We start from the raw sequence: 21,174 nt of genomic DNA on the forward strand, positions 1-21,174 counted from the left end.
ACCTCTCAGGTTCCAAGTGAATCCGACAGGACATTGCATTGATGGCATCTCGACGATAGCATGCGTAGCAGTGGCGGGTTTCATCGCCGGTGGCGTTGTCGACTGGGGCAGCCATTGATCGTGGATCGAAAGGACATTCGGGATGTCAACTGGGCTAGAGTAGGGGAGCGGCTGTTGGGGGTCTTGTGGCGGGGCAACATTGGGCTTAGGCTCCAGCAGGTGCTTCTCTGCTTGGAGTGGCTCTCGGTGGCGTTGGCCGCTGCCGGAGGTCAAGTTCAAGCACTCCACTCAAGCTGGCATTGAGCAGCTTATGGGCAAGAACCACAAAAATCGGTCGTGGAGCAAGCACGGCAGCTAGGACTAGTTGATACGGGGCCATAGCAGCAGATATGACTGCAGGTGTGGTTATGGGCGGCTTGAGGTGGCAAGTTCGCAGGATGGCTAGTGCCAACTCCTTTACGCCAGGGTCAGCAAGTGCGATAACGCTCGAAGCGACATGCCTATGGCTCGTTGGCAGTTGCGCCTTGATCAACCCGGTATATGGACCGTCAAGATGGAAGGCGAGTTCTCAATATAGACCGGATGTCTTTGAGAAATCGTACGTAGTATTGCAATAGGCGGCTGTGATGCCTGGAGAACAAGATCTTGCAGGAGGCGATACAGCAAGGCTTGGTGGATGGTTGAGTAGACTGCCCAACCATGAGGGATCATATCTGGCGGTCTATGAGGTCATTTGTCTAGTACAAGGGATTGCTAACCGCTTTGAGTCCTTATGCAGGTATGGTGGCGGGATTGTTCGTAGCGATTTACTTGAGTCGCTTTTGGTTTTGTTGATCATCCCGTGATCTTGGTGTACGATTTAGTGTTCTATGTCGTATTATTGGTGGTAGCTTTCTGGGAGCGGTAGTATATACTGGAATTTGCTATGCCTTGCCGACACTGAGTAAGACACAGGACTTGTTTAGTCCCTAGATTTCACGCACGTACTATGCTTGCATGCCTTCTGGATACTAGGATCTCTCATCGGAGGGCTCCTATGGCTCTCGCTTCGCACCTAGGTCCAGTGGAAACTCAGATATCGCTAAATAATTGCACCCCATTGTGCCGATGAAGCCTGAGATACTTCCGTGGCCGAATCTAATGTGCAGTCCAGGCAGGGTGAATGCCGACGGCGAGTAAGTCCAGTGTGTGGGGAGTTATGTGTACGGTGCTTCGTCGCCGGGAATTGCGCCGGGCAGGGACGCCGGCGACGAAGCTGCATGCGGTGGCAGGCTGGCAGCAGCAACGTCTCAGCTGTGATTGCAACGGCACAGCATGACCGGGCGCACGGTGGGCGGCGTGACCTACACGCCGCCGGTCTACGATGTGGAGAACCTAGCGATGCAGCGCAGGTGGAAGCAGGAAGCACGGGTGCTACGCAGCTACACCTATGACGCGGACGGGAACCGGGTGAATGGCCGACTCCCCGCGGCGCGTGACGGTCTATATCGGCGCCAATTACGAGAAGATGACGAGCGGCAGCAGCACGACGATCACGAAGTACTACCAGGCCGGCGGTCAGCGCATTGCGCTGCGGGTCAACGGGGCGGTGCGCTGGCTGGCGACCGATCATCTCGGCAGCACGGCGCTGACAGTCAGCGAGACCGGCGGCCGGCTGTCGGAGATTCGCTACAAGCCGTGGGGCGAGAGCCGCTACACCTTCGGCGCGACGCCGACGCAGCGCCGCTTCACCGGGCAGGTGCAGGACGACGTGGCAGGCGGCACGGTGGGCTTCAACCTGACGGGGCTGGCGCAGGAGTGGATGCGTAGCTACGTCGGCAACCGGGGCGAGGAACACAAGGGAGCGGCAGGAGCCATCGCGTCGTCGCGTCTACTCCAACCGCCCCTTGCCAGCCGCCGCCTCGCTTTCACTGGGGAGACAGTGTGCGGCTACTGCGTCGTGTAACGGGTAAACCAGCGCTGCAGGTCGGCCGGCTCGGCGAAATCCAGCAAGTCGTCGGCCAGCCGGTCGAGCGTATAGCGGTCAGGCGTCACCCCTGGGGGTCAGCGGCATCCCTGTCTGCCACCAGCAGGCGGTAGACGTCCTTTTTGCGCCAGCCGGCCAGCCGCGCGACCAGCCGCGGCGCTGTCTGGGTGTCAATCCCTTCCTGCGCCAGGATGGCGAGCGCCTCGCGCACCTGACCAACCGGCCAGGCGCCGCTCTCCGCGGCCGGCGCGGGCGGCGCGCCTTCGATGACGATCACATATTCCCCACGCGGGGCCTGGGTTTGCGACCGTGCCAGCGCCTCGCCCAAGCGACCGTGCCAGATCTCCTCATGCTCCTTGGTCAATTCACGCGCCAGGGTCACGCGGCGGTCGCCCAACACCGCAACCAGGTCTTGCAGGCAGTCCAGCAGGCGATGCGGCGCCTCGAAGCAGACCAGCGCGCCCGGCTCGTCCGCGGCCTGACGCAGCAGCTGCTGCCGTTCGCCGCGCTGACGGGGCAGGAAGCCCAGGAAGAGGAAACGTTCGCCGGGTAAACCCGACGCCGCCAGGGCAGTTACCGGCGCCGAGGGACCGGGCACCGGCACGATCCGATGCCCGGCCGCGATGGCCGCCTGCACCAGTTCGGAACCGGGATCGGCAATGCCCGGCATCCCGGCGTCCGACACCAGCGCGACATCGCCTGCCTGCAGGGCCGCCAGCACTTCGGCCTGGCGCTGCGCCTTCTTGGGCGCAAAGGCGTCGGTGTAGGTGAGCAGCCGCGGCCCGCTGATGCCGCAGTGGGCCAGCAGCCGCGCGGTGACGCGCGTGTCCTCGGCCGCAATGACCGGCGTTGCCGCCAGCACCTGCTGCGCTCGCAGCGACCAATCGGCCGCGTTGCCCAGCGGCGTGCCCACAATGTACAATGTATGTGGCATTCTCTTGGGTCCTACCGGGTTGCCAGTGTGAAGATCAGGTGTTCATCCACCTTGCGCAGGGCGACGTGCGGGCCGAGGCCTGGCTCCAATCCCGCCTGCGCCTCATTCAGTCGCGCGACCAGCTCATCCAATGGATAATCGGGATACAGCCCCAGGCGCCCGCGCAAAATTTCGGCGCGCAGCACCTCCAACCGCGCCCGGCTGACGGTATCGCTGTCGGGCAGCGCGCTGGCCAGGTCGCGGTAGAGGGCAAACAGGTTGGCGTTGGCCTCCACCAGTTGCGCCTCGATCTCATCCCGCTGCGCCTCCCAGGCGGGCGCCAGGCTGACCTGCAGATCCAGCCGCGCCACCCGCCACTTGAAGGTCAGCCAGTTGGTCAGTGCCAATTGCGCCGCGGCCTGGGTTTCCGGCGTCTGCGCGGCATCGCTTGCGATCTGCCGATAGAACGCCGTGCGCTGCTCGTCTTCTGCCACCAACTGCGGCTCCAGGCGGATGACATCCGCATCGGTCAGTTGACGGCCCGCCAGCAGCCCGTTGATGAGGCCATCCACGGTCGCGCGCCGCGCCTCGATGGTGGCGGTCAGGGTCTCGGAAATCGCCAGCGGCGCGCGCCAGCGGTCAAGCGCCAGGTCAGGCGGACGCTGGGGCGGGGCGCTGCGCGGGGGTAGTTTGCTCGCCAGTTGGCGCAGCGCCTGCGCCTGCGGCTGGTCTTCCATTTTAATGTACGCGGCAGCCAGACGCGTCAGGATGTCCACACGCTGCGGGTCGAGCAGATAGGTGCTGCTGATGGCGAGGGTTTCGGCCAAATCCAGGCTAACCCGTGCCAGGCTCGGCTGCTGCAATTTGCGCCAGCCCTCCGCGACCTGCAGGGCGGTCTCCGCGCGTGCGATGTCGGGCAGCGCGGGGCTGAGCGCAATCACCTCCTGGGTCAGGCGCAAGCAGAGCGCTGACTTGGCGGGCTGCTGGCTGGTCATGAAAGACCTGCTCAGGAGCAGGAGATGGCCGGCGCGCTGAGCATCGGTCAGTTCAGGCGACTGCACCACCAGGGCGTAGCCAGCATCGAGTTCATTAGCCGCGAGCGCCCGGCGCACGGCGTCATCCACCGCATCGCCGGCCAGGGGCAGCAGTCCCAGGTCTGGCGGCACGAACGCGCCATCCACCCGCGCCACGGTTCCTCCCAGGTCAGGTCCGGTGCGTTGGCGGGCGTCGTATCAAGGCTGAAATAAGCATAGAGCGAGATCAAGCCCAGGCCAAGCAAGAAAACCAGGCCCACACCCAGGCCGATGAACGTCCAATCGAATTTACGCGGCATGCACAACATCCTGTAGCGGTATCATCTCAAAAAGCGTACCTACTGCTCAACCTGCCCCCCGGCATCGGATGAATCCGGCGGAAACCCCGCGAAGCGGGTGCGGCGGTTCGATCGCGGTTCCGTTTCGGATTTCGGGTTTCCATCGTTTCTGATTTCCATCGGATTTCCATCGGTGGCTGCCGGATCCCAAGTATACTGCAAAACGGGCGAAATCTGGAATTGGGGCGGCGCCGTCACATTCGTCTGTCACTTTGCCAAATCCCAATCGCTATGCTAGAATGTCAACCATGTTGGAGTACGCCGATGTGAGACGTACAAGTAGGCGCCCAGTTCCCTGTGTTGCTCTGCCGAGAGGGCTGTGCGCCGAACCTATTCAAACGTGGACGGGCAGTCATCGTCCTTCGTCTGATGAGCGCCTCGACCAGAGACCGCTGTTCGTCACGCCGGCCGCGTCGTACCCTATGGAGTGCGCCGGGGTGTTGGCACACGCACTGGTATGAGGCATTTTTCATATCTGACTACAAATTTACGAAAGGAGTGGCGTTTTGTCAATGCAGCAAACCGCGAACTCGTCTGACCTCTATCCAAACCTGACCCGGTGGTTCAACAGCCGCAACGGAAGCTGGTTGTTGAATCTCGCTATTGCCGGGCTGGTCATTTTCAGCCTGATTCTCCCCCCTGTTTCTCTCATCGAGCGCACCCAGACCCGAGGCTTCACCCGCGTGGGCGAGCAGGGTGGCTCGGTGGTTGACTCCGATGGCACCTCGGTCACGGTGCCTGCCGAGGCCATGACGCAAGGCACGACGCAGATACGCCTGACCAGCATCTCGCGCCAGCCCTTCATGGCCGGTGAGGGTGGTGCGGAACTGCGCAAAGCGGCCGAGCAACTGCCAAACACGGTCAACCCGCGCAGTCCGCTTTATCAGACCAGCGTGCGCGGCGCCAAGCCGCCCCAGGCTGTCATTCACGTACCGATCCCCAACGACTCCGAACCTTATGAAACGCTCGACCTCTACGGTTACGACCCGAAGGCTGCTGCCTGGTCTTACATCCCCAGCCAGATTGTGCCGCAGGATGACGCGATCGAGTCGAAGCTGACGGCCGTCCCCGCGGCCTTCATGGTGATGCAGACCACCGCGCAGCCGCCGGTTGCCGCCGCACTGGTCACCGCGGACAATCCGCTGCCAGACGCCGGCAAGGGCGCGCTGGTGGAGGTCAACCCGGTGGGCCTGCGCCTGGCCGGTGACGGTGGCATCGAGGGCAGCATACAGGGCCTGCCCGCCGACGCAGCCAGTTCCTTTGCGGTGGTCCCCACCCTGCGTAACTTTGGCGATGACGGCTCCATCCGCACCGATTTGATCGCCAACTTGCTGGTCAGCGCGGAGCAGCAGGAAAAGCAGATCAGCGCCATCGAGCAGTTGCTGGTGAGCAACCTGTACAAGGGCATTGACCTGGACTACCGCGGGATCAACGCCGAACTGGCGGGGGACTATGTCGCCTTTGTGACCAAACTGGCCGCAAGGCTGCACGCCCAGGACAAGAAGGTCTCTGTGCGGGTGGAGGAGCCGCGCCAGGTGGCGGCGGATCGCTGGGAAACCGGGCCGTACCTCTGGCGTGAGCTGGGCGCGGTGGTGGACACCTTCCGCATCCCGGCCATCAGCAATCCGCAGGCCTATGCGCCAGACGGCCAGATGCACACCCTGCTCAAATGGGCCGTGGGCGAAGTCAACCGCAGCAAGATTCAGATCGTGCTGCCCGGCCGCAGCATCGAGCGTTCGGGCAACTACTATCTGCTCAAGGCTTACGATGAAGCCCTGCAGCCGCTGGTCGGCCAGGTGCAGGCCACCAAAGGCGTGGCCGCGCCGGGCGAACAGATTGATCTCAAGGTCATTGCCGAGCGCGCCACCAGCCAGTTGACTTTCGATGACGCCATCGGCGCCTACACCTATCGCTATCGCGACGATCAGGGCTATGAGCGGACGGTCTGGCTGGAAAATGCCGCCAGCCTGAGCCACAAGTTTGCGCTGGTCAATCAGTATCACCTGCAAGGCGCTACCCTGGACTATCTGCCTGCAACCGATCCGGAACTGTGGCGCATGCTGACCACCTTCCAGCAGGGCGCGCCATCGGCGCAGCAGAGCGAATTCGGCATCAGTTGGACCGTCAAGGGCGCTGATGGACAGGTGACCGATGTTTCCAGCCAACCGCTGAGCGAAAACAGCGTCTACGCGTTCAAGGCGCCGGATAGCCCAGGCGCGCAGTATCAGATCAATGCAGTCATTGTGGAAAACGGTCGCCCCGTCAGCCCGGCCGGTGAAGTCGCGCTGCTGGTCGCCACCTACACCCCGGTGGCAACCGACACGCCGGAACCGACCGCGACCCCCACGCCGGCCCCGACCGCGACGCCCGCGCCCACCCGGCCGCCTGCGCCCGCGGCGCCGCCGGCGGCCAACAACCCGCCCGCGCCGCGCCCTAGTGGCGGCGCCGGGTTTGGCTACGGCGTGCAGGCGCAGGTCTACGGCGGCGCCGACCTGGGTTATGTGGTCAACGCCACCCGCAACATGGGCTTCGACTGGGTCAAGTTCCAGGCGCCCTGGAAGGACTTCGAAGGCGGCGGCAAGGGCGACTACGGTTGGGGCGGTATGGACGACATCGTCAACACCCTGGCGGGCGGCGGCATGAAGATCCTGGCCAGCATCGTCAAGGCGCCCAACTGGTCGCGCAACCCGGCCTACGGCTATTCGGATGAAGGCCCGCCGCAGAACTTGCAGGACTACGCCGATTTCGTGGGCGCGTACGCGGGGCGCTACTGCGGCCGCGTGCAGGCCATCGAGGTGTGGAACGAGCAAAATCTGCACTACGAGTGGGGCAACGAGCCGCTCGACGCCGGCCGCTATGTGGAGATGTTGAAACTGGCCTACCGCGCCATCAAGGGAGCGTGTCCGGGCATGATCGTGGTCAGCGGCGCGCCAACGCCCACGGGCGGCGGCGGCGGCAAGGCCATTGATGACATCGAGTACCTGCAGGCGATGTACCGCGCCGGCATGAAGAATTACGCCGACGCCATCGGCGCCCACCCAAGCGGCTACAACTGCCCGGCTGACGGCGACTGGCGCACGGTGCAAGACCCGAGCGCCTCCTTCCGCGGCCCGTTCGACAACCATCATCATTCCTGGTGCTTCCGCGGCACCATGGAAGGCTACCGCAACGTGATGATCGCCAACGGCGACGGCGGCAAGCGCATCTGGCCCACCGAGTTTGGCTGGGCGATCGGCCCGGCCTTCAACAACAACTACGGCTATGCCAACGACAACACCCCCGAAGAGCAGGCCGCCTGGCTGGTGCAAGCCTACCAAATGGCGCGTGGCTGGGGCTGGGTTGGCCCCATGTTCCTCTGGAATATCAATTTTGGCATCACCAACCCGGGCACGGAGCTGGCGCAGTTCGGCATCGCCGGGCGGCCAGCCTACGATGCCCTGGCCCGCATGCCCAAGTGAATCCGAGCAGGAGAGGCGCTGATCCGATGCGCCTCTCCTGCTGCTCGTGTACTAATCTATGGCCTGGCCGTCACGCCCTTCAGGTGCGATCTCAATCTCTCAATCTCTCAGTCTCTCAGTCTCTCAGTCTCTCAGTCTCTCGTGAGGAGGACCCTATGTCTCGTCTGTTCGTGCTGCGTCGTGCCCTGTTTCTCACACTGATTCTGCTCACCGCGCTCCCGGCCGTGTCATTGGCCGCGCTTCCCCAACCGGCGCCGGTCGCCCGCCCCGCCCTTGCCCCTGGCCCCACCGCCACCGTCACCGGCGATCTGGTCAATATACGCTCTGGTCCCTCCACCGCCTACACGATCCTGGGCCGCGTCACGCTCGGCCGTTCGCTGGAAGTGATCGGTAAGAACAAGGGCGCCACCTGGCTCAAGGTCTGCTGCACCACCGGCGACAAGCAGGGCTGGGTCAGCGCCTCCCTGGTGAAAGCCAACAGCAGCCTGAGCGCCGTACCCGAGGTAGCTGCGCCCGCGCCGCCGCCACAGACGACGGTCAAACGCACCAACGTGTCCGCGCCCGCGCCCAACGTGCGCGCGGCCGGCTTCTTTGGCTATGGCATCCAGGTAGAGACCAGCGCAGACAAGGGCTTCATCATCGGCGCGGTCAAGAACATGGGCTTCAACTGGATCAACTTCCAGCTTCCCTGGAAGGATTTCGAGGGACAGCCGGGCCAGGTGGACTTCGGCGGCCTGGACGACATGATCGGCCAGTTCAACGGTAACGGGCTGAGCATCCTCGCCAGCATCGTCAAGGCGCCGCAGTGGGCGCGGGCTGGCAACAGCAACTTCGATGTCGAAGGCCCGCCGGCCGACCCGGGCACCTATGCCAACTTCGTGCGCGGCTTTGCCAGCCGCTACTGCGGTCGCGTGCAGGCCATCGAGGTCTGGAACGAACAAAACCTGTGGTACGAATGGGGCGGGGAACCGCTTGACCCAGGCCGTTACGTGCAGCTCCTGGCCGCGGCCTACCGCGCCATCAAGGGCGCATGCCCGGGCATGATCGTGGTCAGCGGTGCGCTGACGCCGACCGGCGCGCCCGCGCCGCTGGCGATGGATGATGTCGCCTACCTCTCGGCCATGTACCGCGCCGGGCTGCGCAGCTATTCCGACGCCATCGGCGCGCACCCCAGCGGGTTCAACTGCCCGCCGGACGGCGATTGGCGCTCGGTCTCCGATGCCGGCGCCATCTATCGCGGCCCCTTCGACAACCGACACCACTCCTGGTGCTTCCGCGGCACGATGGAGGGCTATCGCAATGTCATGTTGGCAAATGGCGACGGCGCCAAGCGCATCTGGCCCACCGAGTTTGGCTGGGCCGTTTCCGGCAACCCGCATCCTGGCTATGAGTATGCAGCCGACAACACGGCCGACGAACAGGCCGCCTGGACTGTGCGCGCCTACGAGCTTGCCCGCTCCTGGGGCTGGGTTGGCCCGATGTTCCTGTGGAACTTGAACTTCGAATCCGGCGAGCAAAGCGCGTTCAAGATCTATGGCAGGCCCACCTATGATGCGCTGCGCAACATGCCGAAGTAACGAGGAAAGATGAGGCAATCCAACAGGTACCGACGATTCTTGCGCCTGCTGACCGGAATCGTTGTTGTCACACTGATTTTGTCGGCCTGCGGCCCCGCGTCACCGCCGCCAACCCCCACACCAACGAAGACGCCAACCGTGGCCGCGACCAACACCCCCCTACCGCCGACCGCTACCCCTGTGCCGCCGACGGCCACGCAGGCGCCGGTCACTGCCACCCCCACCGCGGGCACGGGAGCGACAGTCACCCCGGCGCCCAATCAGGCGACCGTCACGCCCGCGCCGGTCAAACCGACGGCCACCCCGCCCCCGGCCGGCGGTGATTCCAGCCGCGGCTTCAAATCGCCCGATTACGGCGTGCAGGCGTTCCTCTGGTGGCGACCGGAGATTGCCGACCGCGACCTGGGGCTGGTCGAAGCCGCCGGGTTCACCTGGGTCAAGCAAAATTTCCCCTGGCGTGAGATCGAGGGCGCGGGCAAAGGTCAGTTCGACTGGAGTACGACCGACCGCATCGTGCAGCAGGCGATCGAGCACAATCTCAAGCTGATCGTGCGTGTGGACAGTCAGCCCAAATGGGCCGGCGGCGGTTTCCCGTGCAATGGGCCGCCCGACAACTACAAGGACTTCGAGGATTTTCTGTCGGCAGTGGCCAAGCGCTACACCTGGAAAATTCAGGCCTATCAGATCTGGAATGAACCGAACCTGAATCGGCCCGATGGCGGCGGTGAATGGGGTTGCCGACCGCCCAACGCGGCCGAGTATACGCGGCTGCTCAAGTCAGCCTACGCGGGCGTCAAGAAGGGCGCGCCGTTGGCCCTGGTCATCTCGGCCGGTCTGACGCCCACCGGCTCCTGCTGCGATATCGCCATTCCCGATGACAAATATCTGGAGCAGATGTACCAGGCCATGGGCGGCAACAGCGCGGGTTACTTCGATGTGCTCGGCGTGCATGCGGCCGGTTTCCGGGCCGCACCCAGCATCGGCCCGGATGAGGCCGCGGGCAACAAGGCGGAGTACGGCGGCGAGCGTTTCTTCACCTTCCGCCGTGTCGAAGACCTGCGCAAGATCATGGTGAAGTACGGCGATACCAACAAGAGGGTGGCCGTGCTGGAATTTGGCTGGAGCACCGATTCGCGGCCAGACTCACCTTACCACTGGCACGCGGTGACGGAGGAGCAGCAGGGCGATTACCTGGTGCAGGCCTTCGAATGGGCCAAGACCCACTGGCAGCCCTGGATCGGTCTCATGGTCGTCGTTTACATGCCGGACGTGGATTGGACCGAGGCGCAGGAGCAATACTGGTGGTCCATCATGAAGCCAAGCCAGATTGACGAACTGCACTGGCGCCCCGCCTATGCCAAACTGCGCATCTACATCCGTCAACAGCGCGGCCTGGCCCCAAACTGGCCGCCGTAAGGGAAGTGCAAAGTGCAAAGTGCAAAGTGCAAAACGCTGAATGTGGAATGCTGAATGCTCAGAGCTGAATGCTGAATGCTCAGAGCTGAATGCTGAATGCTCAGAGCTGAATGCTGAACGTCCTATGCACTATTCAGAATTCAGCATTCATCATTGACAACAGGGCGGAACGTCGTCTGCACTTTGCACTATGTACTTTGTACTTTGCACTTTGCACTACCCCCTCACCAACGTATACACCGCCAGCGATTCTGGATGCTCGGCATCGGCGGTGACGTTGACGGCGGTGTAGCCGGCGCGGAAGGCGTTTTCGAAGAGGGCGCGGGTGCCCAGGCGCCAGTGGCTGGCAGCCTCGACATTCTCCCGCTTGACGCGCTGGAAACTGGCGGGGATTTGCACGCCGATGATGTCATCAGCAGGAAGCGGCCCGGTGGCGGCCAGGAGCGGCAGGTCGCCTTGCATGATGACCCGCGTCAGCATCTGCTCGGGCTGGCCGGCGACCGGCGCCATCACGCGCTGACCCGTATTCACACAGTGCAGCGCGCGGTCGCTGCTTACTTCCCAGCGCACATGAAAGCGGTCCGTGGGCAAGGCCGCATTGAGACCGCCCAGGCGCTGGCCGTAGATGTTACGCTTGTAGATGCGCGCCGTGGCCCCTAACTTAGCGATGTTGAGCACCGCGTTGCGCGCCTCCAACGGATCGTAGGTCCACGTGCAGATCTCCAACCCCTGTTCCAGCATCAAGCTGCGCTGAGCCAGTTTCAGGCGGTAGCCCAGGTTATGATCGCGATAATACGGATGGACCGCGGCCATGTGCGAGCAGTGCTTGAGCACATCGCCTTCACGGCCCAGGAAACCGAAGACAAAACCGATCAATTCGCCCTGCGGCGTGAATGCGCCCAGTACCAGCCCGGCCTCGTTCTGAATGGTCAAGAGCAGATGGGCCGGCACCGCGTCGATCGGGTCGGTCTGCCAGCAGACCTGCTGCAGCTCCTCGGCCGCGATATACTCCTCGAACGTCGAAAGACGGCGAATCGTGATCTCCATGCGTATCCGTGCTCCCTATCCTGCAGAGTGAGGTTCGATTTCGGAATTGATCACCATTTTACACCCGTCAGCCCGACACAAGAAATCTACGAATTTGGAGAAGCGTTTTCAGATGCGTCGTAATTTTCTCGTTCCCTGGGCCATCGTTGCCCTCTTGATGGTTGGCGCATGGACCAGCCGTGGATTGGCTTCCCCTCTCACTCAGCCAACATCCCCGCCGTCCGGCCCCCTGCTGCCGCCGGTTGCCACCGAGTTGATCGGCCAGATCGGCGGCGCCACCTATGCCCTCGATTCCTCCGGCCCCTACGTGTACCTCGGCGTAGGGCCGCGCGTGCTGGTGTTGGATGTCACCGACCCGGCCGCACCGCAGCAGGTCGGCCAGAGCGCCGCGCTGCCGACCGTGGTGCAGGACGTGCAGCTCAGCGGCAGTCTGTTGATCGTCGCCCTGGGCGAGGCTGGAGTGCAGGTGCTGGATGTCAGCACACCCGCGGCCCCTACGCTGGCCGGCAGACTCGACACCAGCGGTGATATTCGCCGGCTGGCCCTGGCGCCCGGCCGTATCTACGCCACCGACAGCACGGGCAGCCTGCAAATCATCGGCCTGACTGATGCCGATCACCTGACCTGGTTGGGCGCCTATCCAGGCCAGGCGCGCCAGGTGGCAGCGGTCGGGACGATGGTCTACCTGCTGCGCGGGACAAGCATGCTGCTGCTCGACGCGGCCAATCCGGCCAACCCTGTCCTTATGGGCGCCTACCAATCCACGGCCTACCTGGAAGCGGTCACGGTGATCAATGGCCTGGCCTACCTGGCCGCGGGCGCGGACGGCATGGAGATCGTCAGCGTGACCGACCCGGCCGCGCCGGCGCAGATCGGCCACCTGCTGACTCCCGGCGCCAGCAAGGGAATTGCCGTGGACGGCGCGTTCGCCTACCTGGCCGCGGATCAAGATGGGCTGCAAGTGGTTGACATCCAGGACGCCGCCGCGCCGACGCTGGCAGGCAGCTACGCCTATGCCGCCATCGGCAGCGCGCTGCGGGTGAGCAGCGGTCACGCCTTCGTCGCAGGCAAGGATCAAAACCTGGTGATCGTGGATGTGTCGCAGCCGGCCGCGCCGGTGCGCGAGAGTTCCTTCGATCTACCGGCCGCGGTCCGGCGCACGCGTGTTGACGGAACTCGCGCCTACCTGGCCGATGCCGATGACGGCCTGTGGATCATGGACATCACCGATCCGGCCAACCCGGCGCCGCTCGGCCTCTATCGCACGCCCGAATCGCCGCTCAATGTCACGCTGGATGGATCTCTTGCCTATGTCGCGGTCGGCGACAGCGGTCTGCAGATTCTCGATGTCACCGACCCCGGCCAGCCAACCCTGCTCGGCAGTTACGACACGATCGGCTATGCCTTCGACGTGGCGATCAGCAACACCCTGGCCTATGTGGCCGACGGGCCGCGCCTCTCGGTCATCAACGTCAGCCAACCGGCCACGCCGACCCTCGTCACCGTGCTCGGTCTGCGCGATGCGCGCAGCGTGGACATCGTTGGCGATCTGATGTACGTGGCCGATTTTCGCTCCCCGCGCGGGCTGCGCATCTTCAGCCTGGCGAATCCGGCGGCGCCTCTGCTGCTGGCAACCTACCCGTATGACGGCGCCGCGGGCGAAGCGCGTGTGCGCGATGGCGTCGCGTACATCGCCCAGACGGTCGGTCTGGAGACAGCCACGGTCATCAGCCCCACCGCGCCCGCGCGCCTGGCGAGCATGCCGCTGCCGGGCAATTCCTACAGCCTGGCTCTGGCGCAGTCCTGGGCCTTTGTGGCCTGCGGCAGCGGCGGCCTGCAGATCGTGGACGTGAGTGATCCGGCGCAGCCGTTGGTTGCCGGCCTGTTTGCTGCGCCCGGTTCTGCGCGCGGCGTGGACGTGCAGAACGATCTGGCCTATGTGGCGGCTGACACCGGCGGCCTGATCGTCGTGCGCATCACGCCGCTGGTGCAGGCATCGCCCTGGTTCTTCCCGTTCATGCGGCGCTGAGCAGCCCGTTTCCGCAACAGCAACCACCAGTCAGGTCCCAGCCACGTTGGCGGGTGGTTCGCCAGGCACGCTTGTTGAGATACCATGAACCTAACTCTAACCGGGAGAACACTGGCCGTCCAATCTGGCCCTATGTTAAAAGTGCAAAACTACTGAGGAATGAAATGAAGAAGGAATTTCACTGTAACTGCAAATCCGGCTGCCGCAACAGGCGCTGCGCGTGCTTGAAAAACAACGAGCCATGCGACGAGAACTGCACCGGCGCCGACTGCCACAATCCGTTGAACGGCGTGGACGTTGACGCCCTTTCTGTTTGCGCCATCCAGAATATCGAGGAGTTCCAAGAGCTGTCGGAGGAGGAGCTGGCAGAGGAACACGAACTGCCGTGCGGGTGTGAGCGCGTACCGCTCAGGTCGCTGCTCGATGACTATACCTGCCAGGGGTGCAGCGAGGTGTACTGGTACTCTTTTTGCTGGCAGAGTGTCGTCCAGGATAGCTGCACCTGGCACTGTGAGGTCTGCGGCCAGTGTCGGGATTGGCGGGAATGGCACTGCGAACGCTGCAACAAATGCACCTATGGCGTCTCGCTACCCTGCAAGCACTGCGGGGCCGGAGGGCCTTACCAGGGGATGTTTGAAAGGGGACTGAGTTGAACTAAAACGGAGCGTCTACAACCGAACTCATCAACGTGCTGTGCAAACAGGAACGCCGGCGGTCTGCGCACGTATGCCACGGCACGCGGGGACATCGTCCGCTGGCTCAACTCCGCGCTCGTTCTCAACTTGCCTTGACGGCTGCGGTGACCTGGTGGTAAAATGCGGTCTGTAATCGGCGTCGAAACTCTGTCAGTCGGCGCGGACGGGGTCTGCTGTGCCTGAGGTGTGCAATGCTGCGTGATCTTCTCGCTTTTGCCTTTGCCTGGTATAACCTGCCTTTCACGGTGCTGTTCGCCATGGGGATTCTGCTCGCCGGCCTGCAGTTGACCGGGCTGGGCGCGGGCGATGACGCGCACGGGGATGCAGACCACGACGCGGACGTCGATCAGGGCGCGGACCTCGATCACGATGCCGGCCTGGACCATGACGTTCATCTCGATCATGATGCCGGCCTGGATCACGACGCTCACCTCGATCATGGCGCAGACCTCGATCACGCGGCGGATGGCGGCCACGCGGCCGAGCATGAGAGCGGCGCCGGCGCGTCCGGCAGTTTTTCGCTGCTGGCTTTCCTGGGCGCGGGTAAGGCGCCGCTGCTGGTGGTCTTACTGATCCTGTTCGAATCGGTGGCCCTGCTGGGTTGGCTGTTGAACGGCCTGCTGGCTGGCGCCATCGGGGTGTACCCCGGCCCCGCGCTGTTCGCGGTGCTGCCGACCGCGCTGGTCATAGGCAGCCTGGTGACCGCACGCATGGCGCGCTGGGTGGGCCACGCGCTGCCGCCCATCAGCACCACGGCCAGTCGCGCGCAGACTCTGGTGGGTACCCACGGCACGGTCATCAGCCCGTTCGTGGACGAGCAGTATGGCATGGTGCATCTGCGCGACGCGGGCAACACGTTGATCACCATTTTCGCGGTCGTGCAGGGCGAAGCAGCCATCAAGCGCGGCTCTGAGGTGATCCTGTTGACTTACGACCCGGTTCACCGCCGCTACATCGTCACGCTGGCGCAACCCCCGCTGCGCGACGCGGGTCGCTGAACGTTTTTCTTTGACAGCTTCCGCCAGGCCGGCGCACCTCACCCCACCGGCCCCAGTTTCAGGGAGATTCCGACGATGCAGATAGCCGTTGTCTATGGTTCCGTGATTCTTGCAGTTGTGCTCCTGCTGCTCTTGGTCCTCGTGCGCTCCATCATGCGCTCTTATGTCAAAACGCCGGCCAATCGTTCGTTCGTGCGCACGGGCGGCCTGTCGCAAAAGGTCAATAACCCGCCCAAGGTGGTGATGAACGGCGGCGCCTGGGTGTTCCGGGCCATCCATGAAATCACCTGGGTTGACCTGGGCACGATGGCGATTGACATCGAACGCACCGAAAACAACGCCCTTCTCACCAAAGACCCGCAGTACGCGGACATCAAGGCCATCTTTTACGTCAAGGTCAACCCCACCGTCGAAGGTATCATTGACGCCGCGCGCACCATCGGCAGTAAGCAGGTGGATGTCAACGCGGTCAAGCAGCTGGTCGAAGCCAAGCTGGATGGCGCGCTGCGCGACGTGGCGGCCTCCTTCACGCTGATGAGCCTGCACCAGGAACGCGAGAAGTTCATCCAGGAGGTGCAGAATCGGCTCAAGACCGACCTGGAGGAAAACGGCCTGGTGCTCGAATCGGTGTCGGTGCTGACCCTGCGCGCCGCGCGGCAGGGATCGTTCGGCACCGATGATGTCTTTGGCGCCCAGGTGGCGCGCGCCAACGCCCAGGTCATTCAGCAGGCGCTGCGCGAGCGTAACGACATCGAACGCACCGCGGAGATCGAGATCAAGCAGCGCGATACCGACACCGCGCGGCTGCGACTCAACCTGGATCGTGAACTGGCCCTGGCGTCCGCCACCCAGTCACGCGAGGTGCGGACAAGCCAGGCGGTGGAAAAGGCGCAGGCCGAGCTACGCGAGTACGAGGAAATACAAAAATCGGAAGCGGCGCGCGTGGCCAAGGAACGGGCCGTGGCGCTGATGGAAATCGAGCGCGACCAACAGCTTGCCATCCAGAATGAGCGCAAACAGCAAGAGGTGATGGGGGCCGAGGTGACGCGACGCCAGGCCATCGAAATGGCAGAACAGCAGCGCCAGATCATCGTTCTGACCGAGCAGCAAAAACGCGAGGGCGCCGAGAAGGATCGCCTGCTGGTCTCGGCCGCGCGCGAAGAGGCGGCGCAGGCGGTGGTGACGGTGCAGGCCACGCAGACAGCGCAGCGCGAAGCCAGAATCCGTGTGATCGAGGCCGAGCGCGAGGCGCAGAAAGCGGTCATCGAACAGAAGAATCGCATCGAGCTGGATGCGCTGCGCAAGCAGCGCGAGGCCGAAGCGCAGGCCAAAGCCTTGAAAGAGATCGCCGCGGCCGAGGCCGAAGCGGCGCTCAAACAGGCCGACACGCTGCGCACCCAAGCCCAGGCCGAGGCGGAGGCGTCGAAGTTGCGCGCGGAGGGCACGAAGGCGACCTCATCGGCGGTCGGCCTGGCGGAGGCCGACGTCTTGAAGGCCAAGGCCGATGCGGCCATGCGCGAGGCCGAGGCGGTACGCGCCCGCGGCCTGGCCGAAGCCGAGAGTGCCAAGGCCAAGGCCGAGGCGCTGGCCGCGTTCGACGGGGTGGCGCAGCGCGTGGAAATGCTGAAGCTGCAACTGGATGCCCAAGTACGCATCGAGATCGCCAAGGCCCAGGCGCTGGGCTCGGCCCTGGCGTCCATGAATATCAAGCTGATCGGCGATCCGAATGCGGCCGCTTCCCTGCTGCGCCTGGTGACGCTGGCCGACGGCATCGGTGAAGTGATCAGGGCCGCGCCCGAGCCGGTGCGGGAGATTGGCCAGCAGTTGATCAACCGGGCGACTGGCGACCCAGCCGGCGATAGCCTGGTGCGCATGGCGGCTACGGATGGCGGCAAGACCGCAGCGTCGGGCACCAGCATCGAAGAACTGGCGGCCCTGGTGCCTGAGGTGATGCGTGTGGCCGAGAAGAGCGTGGACTTGAACAAGGTCAAGGGCAAGAGCCTGGGTGAGATTCTAGCCCTGGTGGGTCAGAAGGTGTCCGGCGACGAACGCACGCTGGTTGAGAAGGCGCAGCGGGCGTTGGCGCAGCTGCCGGTGCTCAACGACCTGCCCTTCGAGGACCTCTATCTGCGCATGGCAACCCATTGACCGGTCGCTGCAGGAGGTCATGAGCGATGAAGTTGAGGGCATGGCTGGCCGCGTGGTGGCAAACGATCCTGCGGGACCTGTTCGGCGAGGGCGATGAGGCCGGGGCGGACAGGCCGCGGGGATCAACGTCGCGCGAGCGGGCGGCTGACGATCGCCTGAACGCCCTGCTCGCTGAGGCGCAAACCCGGCTGGATGACCTGCAGACGCAGCGCCGCGCGGCCGTGGCCCGGCGCAAGCGCGTGGAGTTAGCCTGGCAAGCCGCCCTGGCCGAGGTCAACCGCCTGGATGCGGCCGTGGATGCTGCGCTGCTGGCGGGCGAGGAGGACCAGGCGCGCCGGCACCTGGCCGCACGGCAACAAAGTCAGGCCCGCGTACAGGAGTGGGCAGAGCTGCAGCGGGCCTGCACCCAGGTTCTGGACGAGCTGACCGCGACGGCCCAAACTCAGGAGGCCCGCCTGCTTGAGGCGCGGCGACAGCGCTCTGCCCTGGAAACGTGGGAACGCACGGCCGGCGCCGTGGAAACGCTGACGCGGGCACAGCGCGAGCAGGATCATCGGACCGCGGAAATCCAGGTCGAGCTGCGCCGGCGTCAGGAGCAGATCGCCCAGGCTGAGGACCGCATTGCAGCCCGCCGCGAAGTGGCGCAGACGCGACCGAGGACCGAGGAATCATCATGGCGCTGACCCCAGAACAAGAGCAAGCGCTGACCGATTTACTGCGCCGGCTGCCGGCCGCGCCCGCCAGCACGCCATCGCCGGCGCCAGACCTGCTGCAGACCTGGCTGGGCGTGTCGGGCGCTGATCTCGGCGCCGGCTTACAGGCTCTGCTGGCGCGCAAGGCGCAGGTCGAGGCGCGCGTCTTGGACTGGGCCGAGAAAAACCCACTCGATGCAGCCGTGCAATTCCTCGGCGCGGCCGCGTGGGCCTTTTACCGCGCCGAACAGAACGCCAACCCCAGAATCGCCACCTACACCGATGCCTTCTATTACATCGCCACCTGCGCCTCGGTGGGCTACGCCGACATCTTCGCGGTGACTCAGACCGGCCGGGCCATTGCTGCGCTGGTCATGATCATCGGCCCCGCGCTGACCAACCGCCTGCTCGACCGGCCGCGGCGCGATTGAGGCGCGTCGGCCAGCGCACGGTTGGCGCTGTGCGCGGACAGGCGAGGTATACTGCAAGTGGGAATAGACTTCACTCTTCTGCCGGCGGAAACAGGCGCAATTCGTGCCCGCTTGCAGCATAGTTCAGCACTCTTTCGGTCAATCAATGGCTGATGCTCATCGTGCGCTCGCCTGCGGCCGCCGCCGGCTGAGCAGTTGCGTTCTGTCAGTCCCAGCGCGCGGCGATGTGTTCGGCGATGAACGCCGCATCGTCCCCGACACCCAACAGCAAAGCCAGTAGCTGGTTGCCAGCCCGGCCTGTCCACCGCCCACGATGACGGTTTCTATCGTCTGATGGGCCATACCCCTCCCCCAATCCATTCGTCAAGCCACGCTGACGATCGCACCGTCGTGCCATTCGGGGTCAGCCAGCAGCAAGGCGCTCAACTGCATGAAGCGCTCGCTCTGCTCCGGGCTTTGCGCGTTGGCCCAATAGGCTTCCTTGCTCTCGAACACCGCCACCAGGAACAGCTCGCCGGGGTCGGCGTCCATCTGGTAAACGTAGCGCGTGACCTGACCGGGCGCCACGCCCATGCTGTCACCCAACGCCTTCAATTCCTCGATCCTGGTCGGGTCAATTTTGATCCGTGCAATCGTGCCGTACATGGTTTCTTGCTCCTATCAATTTGGTTTTTCGAGGCGAGATGCTCGTAGGCTCAGGCCCAAGAGCAGGTACCACAGCGGGTTGACGACGAAGCCGGTCAGCGCGGCCGGCAGCAGCACCAGCGGGCTGGTGGGCGTCAGCACGATCAACCGGCCCAGGTAGACCACGATCAGCAGCGCGCCGAGCAGGAATGTCAACGCGCCAAAGCCAGGGGAGAAGCTCAGATGACGGCGCATGAGGCTGCCGGCGATCAGCACGGCCAGGCCGGCCACGCCGAAGGTGAGCAGGCCGCGCGGGTCAATCTGGCTGGGCAGGGCGGCCACAGCGGCCGGCAGCTCTCCCGGTGGATTGAGGACATTCGCCAGGTCGTAGCCGCCGTGAATGGTGGCCCCCACGGCCGAGATGGCGCCCAGCATCAGGCCGAGCATGGCAACCTGCGCATCGGCCTCGCCCAGCCGCTCGAACAAGGCCACCAGGGCCACGAGCGACAACAGGCCGCCAATGAGCAGGCACAGCGAGTAGAGCAGCGCGTTCTGGAGGACGACGAACGCCACAGAGTACAGCAGCCCGATCAGCGCGGCCGCGATGGCCGCCAGGCCGGCGGCGCGGTCGAAAGCGGACGATGCGTTCATAGATGATACCTCGTTACCAGGATATTGAAGATGGCGCTTGCGGCCATTCGACAGGTCTTGCGCGGGAGGCGCCGCCCTGACTGCGCACCTCAGGCCTGGCTGGCCGTCGAGGCCAGGCTTGCAGGGGGCGCAGTCAGTAAGGCGGACAGCCCTTCGCGGCCCCACGCCATGACGATGTCGTGGTTCCAGGCGAAGAACGGTCGCGCGAGCGGCGCCAGGAGATTCATCCAGCGCTTGGTGGTCGTCACGTTCCAATCGTAGCGCGCAGTCGTGATGCCATTGGCTTCGCTGAAGGTCCAGTAACCGGTCCCTTCCAACTCGCCTGTGGCGCGGCCCTCGATGCGCCGGAACGGTTCGATGCAGGTTGTCTCCATCACGAAGGTGAGACGATAAGGCAGCTTGCTCTTCCAGGTGTAGTGGTGGGCGGCGCCGATCCCGCGGCTGTCCCCGCGGCGCAGGCGGACGACCGCCTCGACCCCCCGCCACCACTGCGGCCATCGCTCAACCTCGGTAATCGCCGTCCAGATGGGGGCAACCGGTGCGGCGAGTTGCCAGATGGTGGTAAAAGAATAGTGTACGCGGGCAGTCAACAGGCCGGGCTGGCTGGCGTCGAGAACGGCGGCATGAGTGTTGGGATTGGAATTGGAAAGCGGTCTCTCGGCGCCTGGGTTCGTCATGATTGCATCTCCTGCCGGTGATTGACATCGGCCTCGTACCGATCATCAGTGACCCCAGGATACACGCGAATGATGCTCTGTGAACAGATCGAACAGTGCTCACTTCTTGTTCATTTTTCGGAAAGCGCGCGCTTTCCTGCGCCGCGCCCTTGTGTAAAAATCGTTATTCAACCCAAAGTCGCAAGGACACGAAGGGCGCTATCGAGACCATTCTCACTGCCTGGCTGAGCAGTTACGGCGGCACGCATACTCAGGTCTCAGCGGCAGGAGCCTGCATGGCCTCCAGCGCGCATTCCCAGGCGCCTTCATGGCACAGGCCATCGGCTCGAGCGCGTTCGTAGGCCGCCAACCCCGCCTGCAAGCGCGCCTCGCTCAAGACGACAGCCAGCGCGCTGTCACCCGTTGTCAACTGGTCGCTGACCAGGGCTAATCGCTCTCTGATCGTCGCTCGTCTCTCGTTATCCATGGTGTATCGCCTTC

The 21,174-nt window shown here is 64.2% G+C and carries 17 protein-coding genes; 9 read left to right on the forward strand and 8 right to left on the reverse strand.

What is annotated here, in order from left to right:
- Positions 1–1,453: 1,453 nt before the first annotated feature.
- A complete protein-coding gene (locus tag IPF85_RS20945; protein WP_343410007.1) occupies positions 1,454–1,945 on the forward strand; it encodes a hypothetical protein in 492 nt (163 codons plus the stop codon).
- Between the two features lie 85 nt (positions 1,946–2,030).
- Here IPF85_RS20945 and rsmI read toward each other — a convergent pair whose 3' ends face one another.
- Positions 2,031–2,900, reverse strand: coding sequence for a 16S rRNA (cytidine(1402)-2'-O)-methyltransferase (rsmI, locus tag IPF85_RS20950; protein ID WP_343410008.1), 870 nt, complete (start codon positions 2,898–2,900; stop codon positions 2,031–2,033).
- 11 nt (positions 2,901–2,911) lie between these two features.
- Entirely contained in the window at positions 2,912–4,045 is a 1,134-nt protein-coding gene (locus IPF85_RS20955; RefSeq protein WP_343410009.1) for a hypothetical protein, read from the reverse strand.
- Positions 4,046–4,763: 718 nt separating this feature from the next.
- Here IPF85_RS20955 and IPF85_RS20960 point away from each other — a divergent pair.
- The 3 genes from IPF85_RS20960 to IPF85_RS20970 all read left to right on the forward strand — a co-directional run bounded on the left by IPF85_RS20960 (position 4,764) and on the right by IPF85_RS20970 (position 10,702).
- Entirely contained in the window at positions 4,764–7,709 is a 2,946-nt protein-coding gene (locus IPF85_RS20960; RefSeq protein WP_343410010.1) for a hypothetical protein, read from the forward strand.
- A gap of 155 nt (positions 7,710–7,864) precedes the next feature.
- Positions 7,865–9,286 (forward strand): SH3 domain-containing protein, encoded by a 1,422-nt coding sequence (locus tag IPF85_RS20965; protein WP_343410011.1) that lies wholly within the window; start codon positions 7,865–7,867, stop codon positions 9,284–9,286.
- Between the two features lie 9 nt (positions 9,287–9,295).
- Positions 9,296–10,702, forward strand: a complete 1,407-nt coding sequence (locus IPF85_RS20970) for a cellulase family glycosylhydrolase (protein WP_343410012.1) — start codon at positions 9,296–9,298, stop codon at positions 10,700–10,702.
- Positions 10,703–10,918: 216 nt separating this feature from the next.
- Here the strand turns inward: IPF85_RS20970 and IPF85_RS20975 are convergent, their stop codons facing one another.
- Positions 10,919–11,749 (reverse strand): hypothetical protein, encoded by an 831-nt coding sequence (locus IPF85_RS20975; RefSeq protein ID WP_343410013.1) that lies wholly within the window; start codon positions 11,747–11,749, stop codon positions 10,919–10,921.
- Between the two features lie 112 nt (positions 11,750–11,861).
- Here IPF85_RS20975 and IPF85_RS20980 point away from each other — a divergent pair, with 112 nt between their 5' ends.
- Positions 11,862–13,778: a hypothetical protein gene (locus tag IPF85_RS20980; protein ID WP_343410014.1), complete on the forward strand. Its 1,917-nt coding sequence runs from the start codon at positions 11,862–11,864 to the stop codon at positions 13,776–13,778.
- Positions 13,779–13,956: 178 nt separating this feature from the next.
- Here the strand turns inward: IPF85_RS20980 and IPF85_RS20985 are convergent, their stop codons facing one another.
- The gene (locus IPF85_RS20985) at positions 13,957–14,100 is read right to left on the reverse strand and encodes a hypothetical protein (RefSeq protein WP_343410015.1); all 144 of its coding nucleotides are present in this window, start codon (positions 14,098–14,100) and stop codon (positions 13,957–13,959) included.
- Between the two features lie 564 nt (positions 14,101–14,664).
- Here IPF85_RS20985 and IPF85_RS20990 point away from each other — a divergent pair.
- From IPF85_RS20990 to IPF85_RS21005, 4 genes are all read left to right on the forward strand, one after another.
- Entirely contained in the window at positions 14,665–15,471 is an 807-nt protein-coding gene (locus IPF85_RS20990) for a hypothetical protein (RefSeq protein WP_343410016.1), read from the forward strand.
- Between the two features lie 75 nt (positions 15,472–15,546).
- Positions 15,547–17,619: an SPFH domain-containing protein gene (locus IPF85_RS20995; RefSeq protein ID WP_343410017.1), complete on the forward strand. Its 2,073-nt coding sequence runs from the start codon at positions 15,547–15,549 to the stop codon at positions 17,617–17,619.
- 26 nt (positions 17,620–17,645) lie between these two features.
- The gene (locus IPF85_RS21000) at positions 17,646–18,302 is read left to right on the forward strand and encodes a hypothetical protein (protein WP_343410018.1); all 657 of its coding nucleotides are present in this window, start codon (positions 17,646–17,648) and stop codon (positions 18,300–18,302) included.
- Positions 18,293–18,742 (forward strand): ion channel, encoded by a 450-nt coding sequence (locus IPF85_RS21005; RefSeq protein WP_343410019.1) that lies wholly within the window; start codon positions 18,293–18,295, stop codon positions 18,740–18,742. Before IPF85_RS21000 ends, IPF85_RS21005 begins: the two co-directional genes overlap by 10 nt.
- Positions 18,743–19,105: 363 nt before the next feature.
- Here IPF85_RS21005 and IPF85_RS21010 read toward each other — a convergent pair whose 3' ends face one another.
- The 4 genes from IPF85_RS21010 to IPF85_RS21025 form a co-directional block, all read right to left on the reverse strand.
- On the reverse strand, positions 19,106–19,387 hold the full coding sequence (locus IPF85_RS21010; protein ID WP_343410020.1) for a hypothetical protein: 282 nt from the start codon (positions 19,385–19,387) through the stop codon (positions 19,106–19,108).
- A gap of 15 nt (positions 19,388–19,402) precedes the next feature.
- Positions 19,403–20,017, reverse strand: coding sequence for a hypothetical protein (locus IPF85_RS21015; protein WP_343410021.1), 615 nt, complete (start codon positions 20,015–20,017; stop codon positions 19,403–19,405).
- Between the two features lie 89 nt (positions 20,018–20,106).
- Positions 20,107–20,694, reverse strand: a complete 588-nt coding sequence (locus tag IPF85_RS21020; RefSeq protein WP_343410022.1) for an SRPBCC family protein — start codon at positions 20,692–20,694, stop codon at positions 20,107–20,109.
- 250 nt (positions 20,695–20,944) lie between these two features.
- Positions 20,945–21,160: a hypothetical protein gene (locus IPF85_RS21025; protein WP_343410023.1), complete on the reverse strand. Its 216-nt coding sequence runs from the start codon at positions 21,158–21,160 to the stop codon at positions 20,945–20,947.
- Positions 21,161–21,174 lie beyond the last annotated feature (14 nt).

Source organism: Candidatus Amarolinea dominans (genome assembly GCF_016704685.1).
Classification (GTDB): domain Bacteria; phylum Chloroflexota; class Anaerolineae; order SSC4; family Amarolineaceae; genus Amarolinea; species Amarolinea dominans.

Excerpts from the sequence above, each read along its gene's own strand:
- IPF85_RS20945 (WP_343410007.1), top strand. The coding sequence starts at position 1,454 with ATGGCCGACTCCCCGCGGCGCGTGACGGTCTATATCGGCGCCAATTAC.
- rsmI (WP_343410008.1), bottom strand. The coding sequence starts at position 2,900 with ATGCCACATACATTGTACATTGTGGGCACGCCGCTGGGCAACGCGGCC.
- IPF85_RS20960 (WP_343410010.1), top strand. The coding sequence starts at position 4,764 with ATGCAGCAAACCGCGAACTCGTCTGACCTCTATCCAAACCTGACCCGG.
- IPF85_RS20965 (WP_343410011.1), top strand. The coding sequence starts at position 7,865 with ATGTCTCGTCTGTTCGTGCTGCGTCGTGCCCTGTTTCTCACACTGATT.
- IPF85_RS20970 (WP_343410012.1), top strand. The coding sequence starts at position 9,296 with ATGAGGCAATCCAACAGGTACCGACGATTCTTGCGCCTGCTGACCGGA.
- IPF85_RS20975 (WP_343410013.1), bottom strand. The coding sequence starts at position 11,749 with ATGGAGATCACGATTCGCCGTCTTTCGACGTTCGAGGAGTATATCGCG.
- IPF85_RS20980 (WP_343410014.1), top strand. The coding sequence starts at position 11,862 with ATGCGTCGTAATTTTCTCGTTCCCTGGGCCATCGTTGCCCTCTTGATG.
- IPF85_RS20985 (WP_343410015.1), bottom strand. The coding sequence starts at position 14,100 with ATGGCGCAAACAGAAAGGGCGTCAACGTCCACGCCGTTCAACGGATTG.
- IPF85_RS20990 (WP_343410016.1), top strand. The coding sequence starts at position 14,665 with ATGCTGCGTGATCTTCTCGCTTTTGCCTTTGCCTGGTATAACCTGCCT.
- IPF85_RS20995 (WP_343410017.1), top strand. The coding sequence starts at position 15,547 with ATGCAGATAGCCGTTGTCTATGGTTCCGTGATTCTTGCAGTTGTGCTC.
- IPF85_RS21000 (WP_343410018.1), top strand. The coding sequence starts at position 17,646 with ATGAAGTTGAGGGCATGGCTGGCCGCGTGGTGGCAAACGATCCTGCGG.
- IPF85_RS21005 (WP_343410019.1), top strand. The coding sequence starts at position 18,293 with ATGGCGCTGACCCCAGAACAAGAGCAAGCGCTGACCGATTTACTGCGC.
- IPF85_RS21010 (WP_343410020.1), bottom strand. The coding sequence starts at position 19,387 with ATGTACGGCACGATTGCACGGATCAAAATTGACCCGACCAGGATCGAG.
- IPF85_RS21015 (WP_343410021.1), bottom strand. The coding sequence starts at position 20,017 with ATGAACGCATCGTCCGCTTTCGACCGCGCCGCCGGCCTGGCGGCCATC.
- IPF85_RS21020 (WP_343410022.1), bottom strand. The coding sequence starts at position 20,694 with ATGACGAACCCAGGCGCCGAGAGACCGCTTTCCAATTCCAATCCCAAC.
- IPF85_RS21025 (WP_343410023.1), bottom strand. The coding sequence starts at position 21,160 with ATGGATAACGAGAGACGAGCGACGATCAGAGAGCGATTAGCCCTGGTC.